Here is a 14,962-nt window from a genome sequence, read left to right as displayed (position 1 = left end):
TTTTTATGATGTTCTACAAATTTAACATAATTTTCTAAATATAAAAATTTTAGACTAAATTTGACAAAAAAAAGGGTGAAAAGAGAAATAAAGACCACAAATGATGGCAGTAAAACATTGTTTATCAATGATTTAAATGAAAATTACCATTCCCATCATGGAGCCTTACAGGAAGCCGAACATGTGTTTATCAAAAATGGACTTATTTTGATAAATGATTACGAAATTAATATTTTAGAACTCGGATTTGGGACAGGTTTGAATGTTTTAGTTACAATTAATGAATATTTAAAAACTGACAAAAATCATGTTATTAATTATTTTTCGCTTGAAAAATATCCCATAAATGAATCTGAAATTAAAGATTTAGCCTATTTCGAACTTTTTGATAACATTGAATTCAAAGAAATTTATCAAAAAATTCATGAAGCAGAGTGGGAAAAATCAGTGGAGATAGTTAAAAATTTTAATTTAAAAAAGATAAAATGTGATTTTTTTGAATTAAAAAACATCGATTTACCTAAAATAAACCTTGTATATTATGATTGCTTCGGTGCCCGTGTGCAACCAGACTTATGGGAGAAACCCTTATTTGAAATGATTTCAGACAAGATGAGTGTTAACGGATTATTAACAACCTACTCTTCTAAAGGTAGCGTGAGGAGAATTCTTCAGGAGTTGAATTTCACAGTGGAAAAGAAACAGGGACCACCGGGGAAGAGAGAGATGCTGAATGCAGTAAAGAAGTAGGAATCAATTGAAAGTTGAAAATGGAAAGTGGAAAGTTATATATTAGGAAAGTTTATTCCGTTTTCAATTTTCCACTTTCAACTTTCAACTCTCAACTATTAACTCTCAACCTTAAGCTTTCAACTTAATACGAATTTCCTTATTTTAGCTATACAAAATACTACATATGATAGATAAGATCAACGTAAGAGTATATGCCTGCGCTGTAAAAGATAAAAAGGTCCTTACTTTATTTGAAGAATATGCCGGAGATCAATTAATTAAATTTCCGGGTGGAGGATTAGAATATGGAGAAGGTTTATTGGAATGTCTTCACAGAGAGTTTGATGAAGAGCTGAATGTAAAAATAGATATTGTGGAACATTTTTATACACAGGAAAACTTCTTAGTTTCGCGTTTTAGAGAAAATGAACAACTCCTTACTATATATTATATAGTCAATATTATTAATGAAGAAGATTTTCTGATTCTTGATCCCTGTATAGAAAAAACTGAATGGATGGATATCAGCAGACCGGACAATCCATTTCCTTTACCAATAGATCAAATTGTATTTGATAAATTAAAAGAAAAATACCTGTAGTAATTACTACAGGTATTTTTTTATTTTTTCACTTTAAAATTTGCCGCTCCCGGATAAGGTTGAAGATAACCTGAGTTCCAGTTGGACTGTAATAGTGATTCTATAAATTCGTCTGTTCTGTTTCTGTGAGGATCATATTGATCTTTAAGATCTATACTTGCCATTTTCCCTTTTACATTCCACCAGAATGCACTCCATCCGCCTCTTAGCTCCTTAATGATCTCAAAAACGTTCTTTCCGGTAGCTCTGTTCATGAGCTTGGCAAAAACCTGACCTTCTGTAGTGGTAAGATCCCTCAACTGCTTTTCATATTGATCTGCAAGCATATTTTGTCGTTCCCTTACATATTTCCTTTTGGCTTTGCTATCCAGATTGGTCATTTCTTTTTGAATATCTCTGTATTGCTGTAGCGCTGCTACAAATAAAGGATACACTCTGTACAATTTCTTATTAAGGAAATAGTAGTAATTTCTATCCAGTTGATTATTAAATTTGGGTTTGTTGAGAAGAACCAACTCATCCATTACGACAACTGTTTCACCATTTATTTCATAGAATTTGGCTTTCTGTCTTTCATCGTAGTAATATTTATTTCCAAATTCATCTACTTTTAACTCCTCCGGAGGGTATTGACTCAGGGGTTTAGCAATAATAGAATCTGTTTGTCCAAAAACACCAATCCCAAAAAAGAAAAGAAAAAGACAAAAAATCTTGCTAAAATTCATTATTTTTACGCGTATTAGAGCAAATATTGAACGCAAAAATCATTCCTTTTTATGAAATTTGAAAAGAAATCTTTAAAATTTTTAGAAAAATACTTAAATACGTCATCACCGACCGGTTACGAGCACAAAGGACAGGAAGTTTGGATGGACTATATCAGACCTTATGTGGACAAAATTGAGGTCGATCATTACGGAACCTGCTATGGAATTATCAATCCTGACGCTGAATTCAAAGTGGTTATTGAAGCCCATGCAGATGAAATTTCATGGTATGTAAATTATATTACAGATGATGGATTAATCTATGTGATCAGAAACGGAGGTTCAGATCAGACAATCGCTCCTTCAAAGGTTGTTCATATTCATGGAGAAAACGGTATTATAAAAGGTGTTTTCGGATGGCCAGCTATCCACACCCGTAGTGCTAATCAAAACGAGCCTACACCAAAAATAGAAAATATCTTTATCGACTGTGGTGCAACTACCAAGAAAGAAGTTGAGGAAATGGGAATTTATGTAGGATGTATGATCACATATCCTGATGAGTTCTTTGAAATGAATAACCGATATTTTGTGTGTCGTGCTTTAGACAACAGAATTGGTGGATTTATGATCGCAGAGGTAGCCAGACTTTTAAAGGAAAATAAAAAAACAATTCCTTTTGGGTTATATATTACAAACTCAGTTCAGGAAGAAGTAGGTTTATATGGCGCTGATATGATTGCAGACACCATAAAACCGAATATTGCCATTGTAACAGACGTTACCCATGACACCACTACCCCAATGATTGAAAAGAAAAAAGAGGGGGATCAAAAATGTGGTGATGGACCAGTAATTTTCTTTGCTCCAAGTGTGCATCATACCATCAGAGAATTGATTATTGATACTGCAAAAACTAAGAAAATCCCTTTCCAGAGAGCAGCGGCAAGCAGAGCGACTGGAACGGATACAGATGCCTTCGCTCACTCCAACGGCGGTGTACCAAGTGCATTGATTTCTTTACCTTTGCGCTACATGCATACAACAGTAGAAATGGTTTCCAAAGAAGATGTAGGAAATGTAATTTCATTGATCTACGAAACTATTTTGAAGATAAAACCGGAAATGAAATTGAAATACCATTAATAGACATAAGAATTAAGAACCAAGAGACAAGATTTTACAGTCTGAAAAATATCTTGGTTCCTGACTCTTGACTCTAACTATCTAATATAAAAGTAAAAATGAAAACTAAGCTAATTGCTCCTTCCCTTTTATCTGCAGACTTCGGGAATCTGCAAAGAGACATTGAAATGTTGAACAACTCTCAGGCTGACTGGTTCCATATCGATGTAATGGATGGGAGATTCGTACCTAATATTTCATTTGGTTTTCCAGTGATGAAAACTGTTCAGCAACATGCTAAAAAATTTGTTGATGTACATTTGATGATCGTTGAACCTGAAAAATATGTTGAAGAATTTATAGATCATGGGGCTGATCTTATTTCTATTCACTATGAAGCTTGTGTTCATTTGCACAGAACCATTCACCTTATCCAAAGCAAAGGAGCTAAAGCTGGTGTTGTTCTTAATCCTTCTACGCCTGTTTTGATGTTGGAAGATATCATTGCAGATGTAGATTTAGTATTATTAATGAGTGTAAACCCAGGATTTGGAGGACAAAAATTCATTGAAAATACCTATAAAAAGATTGCCGAAACTAAAGACCTTATACTAAGTAATAACTCTACTGCACTCATTGAAGTGGATGGTGGGGTTAATTTAGATAATGCATCAAAATTATTTGAAGCCGGAGCTGATGTTTTAGTGGCAGGAAATGCTGTGTTTTCTTCTGAAAGTCCGGAAAGAACAATTGAGCTTTTGAAAATCTAAAAATTTCGTTTGCAAACTTACATACACGAAAAGGCAGCTATTACGCTGCCTTTATTCTTTGAAAACCTGAGCTTAGGATGGTTATTAGTTTCAGTCTTCGAGACTTCGCCTAGATTTTCATTGTTCTATGCGGGGTAAAGATCTCAATAAATTCCATATAATCAATCCGTAGAAATACTGAATTTACATTACGTATTTTTACTGAGTTCGAAAAATTACATATCAAAAAATCATTCTGTTTTTGCCCATATACAGGCACAAATGACCAGAATTATACTCATTGTTGAACACAATGTTCTGATCATATTTAAATAATTCCATTTGTTTTCAAAAACACCACGCATTTTCTTTACAGCATCTGTGGTTGCCTCTCCGATATTGAACTGATCCAATTGATCATTCAAAGGAACATTCCCCATCATTGTAACTCCAAAAACACCTACGAGATAAATTATGGTTGCAAGCAATAGTAAGATAAAAACAGGACTATGCGCCCGATATAGAAAAGTGCAAACAGGAAGCATAATAGCGGTTCCCATAAAACTTAGAAAAAACACCGGATTTAGAATTTCCCGGTTGATAGATTGCATCGCTTTCAGGTATTCTATGTCTTGTAATTTTCCTAATCCTAAAACAACTGAACAGGAATAAGCATAGAAAAGACCAGCAACAAGAGCGGTTAATACCCCTGTAATAATTAAAATAATTGTTGTCATTTTCATATTTTTTGTTTTGATGATTATAGTCTTGTTTATCATATAAAAATAAGTCTATTCTGAATATGATTGATCACAAAATTAATTTGATCTTCAAATAGTGAATTACACTTGACTTTCCTTATTTTAGTGAGCAAAATTATAAGTATGAAAAACAAATGGACCATCGCTTTTCTATTGGGGTTTTTAGTTTCCGGAAATATAAATGCCCAGGATAAACCGAACCCAAAAAAAATGGAATGGTTTCAGAATGCTAAACTTGGGATTTTTATCCATTGGGGAATTTATTCTGTTGATGGAATTTCAGAATCGTGGTCTTTTTTTAATAATTACATCAACCATGAAAATTATATGAAGCAGTTGAATGGTTTCTCTGCTTCAAAGTATGATCCCGTATATTGGGCAAAACTGATCAAAGATTCAGGAGCAAAATATTCCGTCATTACGACAAAACATCATGATGGTGTTTCACTTTGGGATTCGTCAGCTGAAAAAGCGACCACCATTCCCAGGAATTCTTTAGCAAAGAAAGATGTTCTAACTCCCTTCGTGATGGAGCTAAAAAAAACAGGGCTTAAAACAGGGCTCTACTACTCTCTTCCGGATTGGAGCCATCCTTATTATGATATTAATACCAAAACAAAAAAGCGATACGAAATTAAAGACGATTCAAAACGTTGGCAAAATTTCGTTCATTATTATCAGGAGCAATTAAATGATCTCTCTGATCGTTACCATCCGGACTTATTATGGTTCGATGGGGATTGGGAACATACTTCAGAAGAATGGCAAGCTCCTGTGACGTTGGAAAATTTAAGAAAATTCAATCCGAATATTATTGTCAATTCAAGACTGACGGATCATGGAGACTATGAAACTCCTGAACAAGGCATTCCCGTAATCAGCCCCCAAAATGAATATTGGGAGTTATGTTATACAATGAATGACTCATGGGGCTATCAACCTTTTGATGAAAACTATAAAACCCCGAACATGCTCGTAAGAACATTAGCTGATGTGATCAGTATGGGGGGAAATTTATTGCTGGATATAGGACCAAAAGCAGACGGAAGTATTCCTGAAGAACAAATTAAAATACTAAAGAACCTTGGACGATGGACGGCAAAATATTCCGATGCTATCTACAATACACGCCATGGGATTCCATTTGAAAACTACAGAGGAAAATCAGCTCTCTCTGTTGATAAAAAGAACCTATTCTTATATCTTGAAGAAGCGAAAGATTTTACAAAGATCTATGGACTCGTTAATCAGCCGATCTCAGCAAAAATCATTGGAGACGATAAAGCAAAAGTCAATTTTAATCTTACCACCAATAAAACCCTAACGCTGAATTTTTCAAATACCCAATTTGATCAGGATGCCACTGTAGTACAACTAAGTTTTAAAGATCCAATCGCAATACTGAAAGATTTTCCAAAAGAAGCCAATTCACTTTCAGATATCAAAGACAATAAGAATACAAAATTGGCAGTTTATGATATTGCCAATCAATTGACTGTCGGAAATAATGTATTGAATAGTTCCGGTCTTACACAGGATGGTATGGAAATGACCATTCCAAAAACTTCAAAAACAAATTCAGAAACTTTATCGTGGATCAGTAAACATGCAGAAGCTCTTTTTGAAACAGGAAAAGGACTGCCAGACGGTCATTATTCAGGAATGAGTACCCTTTCAAAGGATAAGCAAACTCTTTATCTCTTTGTAGAAGGAACTCCTACAGGTCCAATTGCCTTAAAGGGAATTAAAAACGGAATTTCAAGGATCAGGATTGTTGGTGAAGGCTCGATGCTCAATCATCATATCTATAACAAACTATATTGGAGCGACAGACCTGGAATCATCTATATAGATGTTTCAAAAGAAAGACTGGATAAAAATATGACGGTTATTGCTGTATTATTGGATAAACCTCTAGAGCTGTATAGAGAAAAAGTCGGTGCTATTGAGAGCAACTTATAACCATCTTGGTGGCTGATGCTCTCGAAGCCACCAAGGTGGTTATAAAACAAAAAATCCGGAGATTGCTCTCCGGATTTATATTTTGAAAAAATTTTATCTTAGAAAATCTCTCTTCCAGAAAAATGGAATTGTGCTTCAATAAGAGCGTTCTCATTAGAATCTGAACCGTGAACAGCATTCTCTCCTATGCTTCTTGCAAACATTTTTCTAATTGTACCTTCTGCAGCTTCTGCAGGATTAGTAGCTCCGATAAGAGTTCTGAAATCCTCAACAGCATTGTCTTTTTCTAAAACCGCTGCAACGATTGGTCCTGAGCTCATGAATTCTACTAATTCTCCATAAAATGGTCTTTCAGCATGTACTTCATAGAATTTTTTTGCGTCAGCAACAGTAAGTTGAGTTAACTTCAAAGCTTTGATTTTAAAACCTCCTTCTGCAATTTTACCTAATATAGCACCGATATGTCCGTCTGCTACTGCGTCAGGCTTAATCATAGTGAATGTAATGTTAGACATAAACGTATATTTTTTTTAATGCCGCAAAATTACAAAAAAATATTCTTACTTCTATTTTAATTTTTTTTTAACATAAAAATAACTTTTATTAAGAAATGCCATATGAATCTTTGGCACAGTAATTGTTTATTCTATTCCGATTCTCATGTTTAATTTGAGTTTTCATGGTTATTAGTTTTTACCCAGCTTCGGCTGGGTTTTTTGTTGATAATAGGTATTAAAAAACGTTCTATCTTTTGAAAAAAATCCCCAAAATCTGCATCTAAAACCGCAAAAAAGCAAAAATTAATCACGTGTTCAATATATAAGGCAGTAAAAATGGCATGAATTATATATTAATGAAGTAAGAAAATCATGTCACAAATAATTCATTTACTCCATTGATTTTATGCCAAAACTTTTTTACGGGAAAAAGTATAATAAGCAAAATATACTGCTATTACAGCAAGTGCTATTCGTGCCATAACCATTGGCATAATCGATTTAGATTCTAAAAAGCCCACTAATCCTGACATTAAAAAGGTAACCATTAGCTGCATAAATCCCATTAAAGCAGCCGCAGTACCACGTCCTTCTTTAAAAGGAGACAATGCATGCGCTGTGGTAATAGGAAAAAGAAGTCCAATCGCTATAAGCGAAGAAAATAAAACTGCCACTTCTAAACCTACAGGCAATTGTGTGACCGATATCAATAAATGAAGACAACTCATCGACAATAAAAGAATAGCCGCTGACAGCAGAATCTTCGTATCCTTTATTCTTTGTGTCAATTTAGGGGTTATATAAGCCGCAAAGATCAATGCCATCGAATTAAAAGCAAATATAAAACTGAATACCTCGCTGGAGAACCCATGAATCTCCATAAATAATAAGGGAGCATTTGAAATGTAAATAATGAGTGAAGAAAATGCAATACTTCCAATAATAGTATTGCTGATAAAGTCTTTATTTGAAATAATAATTTTTAACTGATGTTTTAATTTGATTTCATCGGACAATGTTTCAGGTGATGTGATCCTGGAGTTTGTTTCAGGAACATACTTAACAACAAGTAATAGCGTTAATGCTCCTAAAATACTTAAAAAAGTAAATGCACTGTTCCATCCCCAAAATCTCAGGAATACGCTTCCTAATAATGGAGCAACAATTGGCGCAATACCACTTATTTGGGACTGTTTGGAAAAAATAGTTACTGCTTTTTCTTTGTCATATAAATCTATCACAATAGCTCTTCCTATAACTATTCCTGCACTTCCTCCAAAAGCCTGAAGAAAACGCATCATCCATAATACATATACATTTTCTGTGAAAATAATGGCAACTGCTCCAATGATAAATAAGATCAATCCACAGTATAGCATTGGCTTTCTGCCTTTTTTATCCGATAAAGGCCCCCACAATAATTGCCCTATTGCAAAACCTGCAAAAAAAATAGAAATAGAAATCTGTATATGTCCGATATCAGTCTGGAAAATTTTGGACATGCTCGGAAAAGCAGGTAAATAAAGGTCGATACTCAGGGACTCCAGAGTGTTTAAAAGGGCTAAAATAAATACTATAATACTTAGGTTTCTCATAAAGAATTTTTAATCATTAATCGGTTAATATGATGACTTATATGATGGCAAAATTCTTATAAAAAAGGGGGCTATTCAATAAAAGAAGTGAAGGGATACCAGCACAAACTGAGGATGAATTATATCAATCCTGGATATTTTTGAACTGTTCAGGGTTGCTCCCTGTCTGTTTCTTAAAAAATCTGGAAAAATAAGAAGCATCATTAAATCCAAGTTTGAAAGCCACTTCTTTTACGGTTAAAGCTCCAAAGCTCAGTTCTCTTTTAGCTTCCAATAAAAGTCTTTGGGCAATCATTTTTTTCACAGTAGTCCCTCTGGAAATACGAACGATATCATTAAGATGATGGGTACTTATATTAAGGTTTTCCGCATAAAACCGTGTCTCTTTTTCAGTGACATAATGATTTTCAATGAGCATTACCAGATTTTGAATTCTTTGTTTATCACTTATCAAAGGTTCCTGTGAAGTAAGGTCTTCAGTGATAACAATACAAAAAGCCTTTAGATAAGCTTTAAGCAAATTTATCCGGGAGCTTCCATCATATTCCTGCTCGAGAAGAGAAATTATAGACTGGCAGATGATTTTATTTTTAGAATCTAAGAAAAAGGGATGTATCCCACTTGCGAGGATAGCTTCTATTTCGCAAACTTCCTGAAATATTTCTCTGCTGATCGCAAAGACATACCCTTTTTCACCACGTAATTTCATATTGAATACCTGTCCCGGAGCAATGATACAAATCTGATTGTTTTTGATATCATAATGCTCAAAATCAAGTTCTAGGTGACTATCTTCTTTTACTTGCGTGAACCAAAGAATTTCAAAAAAATTATGACGATGAACATCATTGAAATTTTCAGGATGGCCGTTTTCTAACGTCGTGAACTGAAATTCCTGATAGGTTAAGTTATGGATAGGAATATGTTTTTCCTGGCTCATGAAGCATGCTATTTTTGTGAAGCTTCTTCTGCTTCGTCCATGAGTTTTATATAAGTAGCATACCTCGAATGTTGAATTTCTCCAGTTTCCAGAGCAGCTACAACAGCACACTTGGGTTCATTGATATGCATACAATTGTGGAATTTACATTCTTCCCTCTTTTTAAAAATCTCAGGGAAATAATGCTGTACCTCTTCTTTTTCTATGTCTATCATTGCAAACTCTCTAACCCCCGGGGTATCAATTACATTACCCCCAAATTCCCAAAAATGCATTTGAGCAAACGTAGTGGTATGTTTTCCTTTCAGGTGAGAATCTGATATTTCTGATGTCTTTAAATTTAAACCAGGCTGCAACGCATTAACTAGTGTAGATTTCCCACAACCTGAATGCCCAAAAAACACAGAAGTTTTATCCTTTAAGATATCCTGCAGATCATCTAAATTAAGTTTTGAATAGGAAGATATTTCTAATGTATTATACCCTATTTCCTGATAAAGAAATTCTATATCCTTTACAATTTCTATTTCTTCTTCGTGCAAAACATCAATTTTATTAAACAAAATTAATGGAGTGATGTTATAAGCTTCACAACATGCTAAAAAGCGATCTAGAAAGCCAAGTGAAGTTTCAGGATATTTAAGCGTAAAAATAAAGCAAGCTAAATCAATATTAGAAGCAATGATATGGGCTTCTTTAGAAAGATTAACCGACTTTCTGATCAGGTAATTTTTACGTGGTTCTATTTTGGTAATCCATGCAATATCATCCTGTTCCAGTTGAAATTCTACATAATCACCTACAGCAAGTGGATTGGTAAGTCGGGTTTTAATCAATTTAAATTTCCCGCGAATTCTGGCCTCGAAAATTCTACCGGTTTCCATTTCCAAAACCTGATACCAACTTCCCGTAGATTTAATTATTTTTCCTTTCATAAGTATAGAAGTGCAAATATAAGGAATTAGGTGATAGGTAGTAGGTGTTAGGGCTTAGGATTTAGGGTTTAGGGAAAAAAGGCAAAAGGTTGCAGATAATAGGTAATAGGTTGCAGGTTATAGTGTTGGATTTTAGAAATTAAGGGAATACTTACTTATAACTTATAATGATTGATAGCAAATTAAGATTTAAAATTCACAATTATTGAAATCAATAACCTCTTTCAATCTTACTTCCTAAACTATAAACTATAAACTTTAAACTTTAAACTTTAAACTTTAAACTCTAAATCCTAAATCCTAAGCCCTGCTACCTACTACCTACTACCTACTACCTACCACCTAAAAAAAAGACTTAAGAATCAGGATACTACCGAAATTTCCACCTCGTACTCTCCTAATTCCTAAGCCCTAAAACCTGCTATCTAAATCCTACTATCTCTCAATCATAATATTATTCTGAACCTCAATAGATTCTTCATGGATAGCTTTGAAAACTTTTTCAATAAATTCCTGAGACATTCCTGTTTCTCTGGCTTTTTGTGTAGCGTATTCTGTAATTACTTTCCAACGTTCAGGCTGGAATATAGCGATATCATTTTCCTTTTTAAGCTTACCAATCTTTTCAGAAATTTTCATCCTTTGAGAAAGTAATTCAATTAATTGAAAATCGAGATCAGAAATTAATGTTCTGTGTCTTCCCATTTCATCATCAAATCCAGCTAATCCGGAATTTCTGATTTTCAAATTACCAATTAGATCCGCTAAAACTTCTGGTGTAATTTGCTGTGAAGCATCACTCCAAGCCTCATCCGGATTACAGTGACTTTCTATGATAGCACCTTGGTAACCAACGTTCATCGCCTCCTGAGTGATATCTGCCAATCCTGTTCTGTTTCCACAAATGTGAGAAGGGTCAATTAACATTGGAATATTAGGGAACTGGCTTTTGAAATCTAATGCGATCTGCCAGTTTGGATTATTTCTGTATTTTGTTTTCTGGTATGTGGAGAAACCTCTGTGAATAGCCCCCAGGTTATGAATACCCTGTCCTAAGAGTCTTTCTAAAGCTCCGATCCATAATGCTAAATCCGGATTTACAGGATTCTTAACCAATACTGTTTTTTCTGTTCCTCTTAATGCCATTGCAATTTCCTGAACGGTAAATGGGTTTACTGTAGAACGTGCACCAATCCAAAGGATATCAACATCTGCTTCTAACGCAGCAAAAACATGGTGTGCATTCGCAACTTCGGTAGCTGTTTTAAAACCGTATTCTTCTTTTACTTTCTTTAACCAGTTCAACCCGATTACACCAACTCCTTCAAATCCATTGGGTTTCGTGCGTGGTTTCCAGATACCAGCACGAAAAACAGGTACCTGAGCATTGGATTCTTTTATTCTCTTTGCTGTTTCCAACATCTGAGCTTCGCTTTCAGCACTACAAGGTCCTGCAATCATTAATGGCTGTGAAAACTCATTAATCCAATCGTTTTTTAAGTCTTTTAAATTCATTTTGTTAATTTATTTTTATCTTATTTTAATATTATGCACAACAAGTTCTTCCCTTATAAAATTTATTTTATAATTCTTTCCAAAAATGCCGTTTAAAAATTTTTTAATGGGATTAGGAACTAAGAGAAGATCTGTTTTTATTCCTATTTTTTTTGAGAAAGAAATTTAATTAGTAATACCAGTAAAATCGGTAATAACTTCTAAAATTTCTATAATAAGTAGCCGAAAAGCTAAAATAACCGCTAAAATAATCAGCGGGTATAAAACCAAAAAGGTTTAAAGTAGACAGATATGGGATCAATAATTTTTCCACTTTATACTGTGAATCGTCTATTTCTAGCTTTACAATTTATAATTTGTTTTTGTCAAAAATCTATTTTAAACAAAAATATTTGACAAAGATATAAAATTATGACAAATCAAACTTCATTAAATCATCAAGATCTTTTAACAAAGGATTCTTCTCAATGAATTTTTCAAATATCTTTTTCTTTGTAACCACCTCTATTTTAAGGTTTTGAACGTCTTTTTTATAATCAATTTCAATAGAATAATTAAGTACTTTTCTTTTAAAATGATTGAAAAATTCTCCACTTATTTTATCAAATTCCACTTTTGCAGAGTCTGATGGATACAAAACCTGGATATTTGTCTCATCAATTTTATGCAGTTTGAATGATTTTACAGCATTAAAAACTACAGCTTGTTTGAATTGGATTTGTTTCAGGAACAAATTCCATTCCATTAATAAATCTGTTTCGGTAAAATGATGTTGTGGGAGGTTTTCTGTTCTCGTAACTACAGCTTCTTCCTTTTCTTCTTTTTCCTCTTTATTAAGGAAAGAGTTAATGCTGAATCCTGAAGACACTCCTTTTGAAAGTGGCTTAGACGTTTTTTTTATAACCGTTTCTTCCGGAAGATTTGCCGGAGCTGAAGGTTTTTCAATTACCTCTTGTTTAGCAGGCTCTATTTTTTCTTTCTGTGGAAGTTTTACTTCCTGTTTTTCGCTAAGAAAGGGTGCTAATATTATGAACTTTTTTTTTTAGCAATATCTGCCTGAGCAGTTAATGAGCATAATTGCATTAACGCAATTTCTACGGTAAGTCGGGGATTTTTAGAATTTTTAAAATTGATGTCCGCATGATTACAAATTTCAATAGCATCAATGAGTTGCTGAGCATTCCATTTCTGACTTTGCTCTACAAATTTGACCTTTGTTTTTTCTCCAACCTCAATAAGATCGATGGTTGAAGCATTTTGAGCCATCATTAAATCTCTGCAGTGATTTCCTAATCCAGCAATAAAAATGTGAGGATCAAATCCTTTTTTTACAATTTCATTAAATGCAAAAAGGGTTTCAGGAATTTTATTTTCTTTAGCCAGATCCAGAATATTCAGATACTGATCATAATCCAGAATATTAAGTACTTCTGCTGCCTTAGCCAGTGTAATATTCTTTTGGGAAAATGTAGAAAGCCTGTCAAAAATCGAAAGTGCATCTCTTAATGCTCCGTCTGCTTTTTGAGCAATAAGATATAAGGCATCATCTTCATATTGGATACTCTCCTTTTGAGCAATATTTCTCAGATGCCCCTGAATATCTTCAATAACAATTCTCTTGAAATCATAAATCTGGCAACGGGATAAGATCGTTGGAATGATCTTATGCTTTTCTGTAGTTGCAAGAATGAAAATGGCATGTGCAGGCGGCTCTTCTAATGTCTTCAGGAAGGCATTGAAGGCTGCAGAAGACAGCATATGCACCTCGTCAATGATGTATACTTTGTACTGACCAACCTGAGGAGCGAAACGCACCTGGTCTATCAATTCACGGATATCATCCACTGAGTTATTGGAGGCAGCATCCAGCTCATAGATATTATAAGCAAAGCCATCTTCTGAAACGGAACCATCTTTTTCGTTGATCTTTCTGGCCAGAATTCTGGCACATGTAGTTTTTCCAACACCACGAGGTCCACAAAATAGTAAAGCCTGCGCTAACTGATTCTCTTCAATTGCATGTTCTAAAGTATCTGTAATGTGAGATTGCCCTACAACAGTGTCAAACTCTTGTGGGCGATATTTTCTTGCAGATACGATGAAATTTTCCATTGGTCAAAAATAAGAAATATAGTTCTAATCTGAAAGTCAAAAGTTTTCAAATTATCCACAAAATATATTTCTGATCAAATAGAAAAATTATTTTTGAGCATCCTTTTTCTTGTAAGCATCATCTATTAACTCAACAATCACTTTCTCAACTTCAGACCTTCCCTCAGCAGTTCTCATATCAAGACCACAGAAATCAGTTCCGTTATAAGCAGGAAATAGATTCAGATAATAAACTCCGGCAACGATCAAAGCTAATAATGCTCTAAAACTCGTTGCATCTTCTCCGAAATAAGGATCCGTAACGTGTTCGAATAAATTAGCTCCTACTTCTTCTCTTTGTTTTAGTATATTTTTAAGGATAGGCTTGCTCTCTGAAAGTTCCCAAAGAATAATTTTTTGTAATTCTTTATTTTTCTTCAAACTTTCAAATTGCATAAGAATTCCTTGAGTCAAGACTTCTTTTCCTTTTCCAACTTGTACTTCTTCCTCAATATTCGGGCTGAATTTACTCCAATAATCCTGCGACTTTATATATTCGTCAATCAATTTATCGGTACTACCAAAGTACTCATAAATAAGCTTTTTATCAAAGCCGGCCACTGCAGCAATTTTACTTACTTTAAGACCAGCATAGCCTTTTACTCTCAGAATTTTACCAACTGCAGCAAGCAGTTTCTGTTTAGTTTTTTCTTTGTCCCTAATCGGACCTTGCACCACTTTTCTAGGCATAA

General features: G+C 34.1%; 15 protein-coding genes. 5 read left to right on the top strand and 10 right to left on the bottom strand.

The genetic code is table 11. The annotated features are described in order from the left end of the window. Positions 1-75 precede the first annotated feature (75 nt). Together mnmD and JHL15_RS11070 are read left to right on the top strand one after the other, a co-directional pair. A complete protein-coding gene (gene mnmD, locus JHL15_RS11075; RefSeq protein ID WP_200245760.1) occupies positions 76-750 on the top strand; it encodes a tRNA (5-methylaminomethyl-2-thiouridine)(34)-methyltransferase MnmD in 675 nt (224 codons plus the stop codon). A 166-nt stretch (positions 751-916) separates the two neighbouring features. Beyond that, positions 917-1,333, top strand: a complete 417-nt coding sequence (locus JHL15_RS11070; protein WP_200245759.1) for an NUDIX domain-containing protein — start codon at positions 917-919, stop codon at positions 1,331-1,333. 20 nt (positions 1,334-1,353) lie between these two features. Here the strand turns inward: JHL15_RS11070 and JHL15_RS11065 are convergent, their stop codons facing one another. Further along, on the bottom strand, positions 1,354-2,058 hold the full coding sequence (locus tag JHL15_RS11065) for a DUF4294 domain-containing protein (protein ID WP_200245757.1): 705 nt from the start codon (positions 2,056-2,058) through the stop codon (positions 1,354-1,356). Positions 2,059-2,109: 51 nt separating this feature from the next. Between JHL15_RS11065 and chrP the strand changes: the two genes are divergently transcribed. Beyond that, entirely contained in the window at positions 2,110-3,186 is a 1,077-nt protein-coding gene (gene chrP, locus JHL15_RS11060; protein ID WP_200245756.1) for a chryseobasin maturation metalloprotease ChrP, read from the top strand. A 98-nt stretch (positions 3,187-3,284) separates the two neighbouring features. Further along, on the top strand, positions 3,285-3,935 hold the full coding sequence (rpe, locus tag JHL15_RS11055) for a ribulose-phosphate 3-epimerase (protein WP_200245755.1): 651 nt from the start codon (positions 3,285-3,287) through the stop codon (positions 3,933-3,935). A gap of 230 nt (positions 3,936-4,165) precedes the next feature. Here the strand turns inward: rpe and chrI are convergent, their stop codons facing one another. After that, a complete protein-coding gene (gene chrI / locus JHL15_RS11050; RefSeq protein WP_200245754.1) occupies positions 4,166-4,651 on the bottom strand; it encodes a chryseobasin maturation helper ChrI in 486 nt (161 codons plus the stop codon). A gap of 147 nt (positions 4,652-4,798) precedes the next feature. On the opposite strand from chrI, the gene JHL15_RS11045 reads away from it, so the two are divergent. Beyond that, positions 4,799-6,637, top strand: a complete 1,839-nt coding sequence (locus JHL15_RS11045) for an alpha-L-fucosidase (protein ID WP_200245753.1) — start codon at positions 4,799-4,801, stop codon at positions 6,635-6,637. A gap of 98 nt (positions 6,638-6,735) precedes the next feature. Here JHL15_RS11045 and JHL15_RS11040 read toward each other — a convergent pair whose 3' ends face one another. From JHL15_RS11040 to JHL15_RS11005, 8 genes are all read right to left on the bottom strand, one after another. Further along, the gene (locus JHL15_RS11040; RefSeq protein ID WP_076355787.1) at positions 6,736-7,152 is read right to left on the bottom strand and encodes a nucleoside-diphosphate kinase; all 417 of its coding nucleotides are present in this window, start codon (positions 7,150-7,152) and stop codon (positions 6,736-6,738) included. Positions 7,153-7,538: 386 nt separating this feature from the next. Beyond that, positions 7,539-8,729: a multidrug effflux MFS transporter gene (locus JHL15_RS11035; protein WP_200245752.1), complete on the bottom strand. Its 1,191-nt coding sequence runs from the start codon at positions 8,727-8,729 to the stop codon at positions 7,539-7,541. Between the two features lie 124 nt (positions 8,730-8,853). Next, positions 8,854-9,669, bottom strand: a complete 816-nt coding sequence (locus tag JHL15_RS11030; RefSeq protein WP_200245751.1) for an AraC family transcriptional regulator — start codon at positions 9,667-9,669, stop codon at positions 8,854-8,856. 8 nt (positions 9,670-9,677) lie between these two features. Then, on the bottom strand, positions 9,678-10,604 hold the full coding sequence (gene rsgA / locus JHL15_RS11025; RefSeq protein WP_200245750.1) for a ribosome small subunit-dependent GTPase A: 927 nt from the start codon (positions 10,602-10,604) through the stop codon (positions 9,678-9,680). A gap of 435 nt (positions 10,605-11,039) precedes the next feature. Further along, complete coding sequence (locus JHL15_RS11020) at positions 11,040-12,119, bottom strand: chorismate mutase (protein WP_200245749.1); 1,080 nt, start codon at positions 12,117-12,119, stop codon at positions 11,040-11,042. Positions 12,120-12,528: 409 nt separating this feature from the next. After that, positions 12,529-12,987 carry a hypothetical protein gene (locus JHL15_RS11015; RefSeq protein ID WP_234047752.1) on the bottom strand — a complete coding sequence of 153 codons (459 nt, stop codon included), beginning with the start codon at positions 12,985-12,987 and terminating at the stop codon, positions 12,529-12,531. Positions 12,988-13,145: 158 nt separating this feature from the next. Continuing rightward, entirely contained in the window at positions 13,146-14,231 is a 1,086-nt protein-coding gene (gene dnaX, locus JHL15_RS11010; protein ID WP_200245747.1) for a DNA polymerase III subunit gamma/tau, read from the bottom strand. Between the two features lie 87 nt (positions 14,232-14,318). Then, a complete protein-coding gene (locus tag JHL15_RS11005; protein ID WP_200245746.1) occupies positions 14,319-14,960 on the bottom strand; it encodes a TetR/AcrR family transcriptional regulator in 642 nt (213 codons plus the stop codon). Positions 14,961-14,962 lie beyond the last annotated feature (2 nt).

It is taken from the genome of Chryseobacterium paridis (genome assembly GCF_016595215.1).
GTDB lineage: Bacteria > Bacteroidota > Bacteroidia > Flavobacteriales > Weeksellaceae > Chryseobacterium > Chryseobacterium paridis.
Note: the sequence above shows the minus strand (reverse complement) of the source record. Positions and strands in the feature narration are given on the sequence as shown.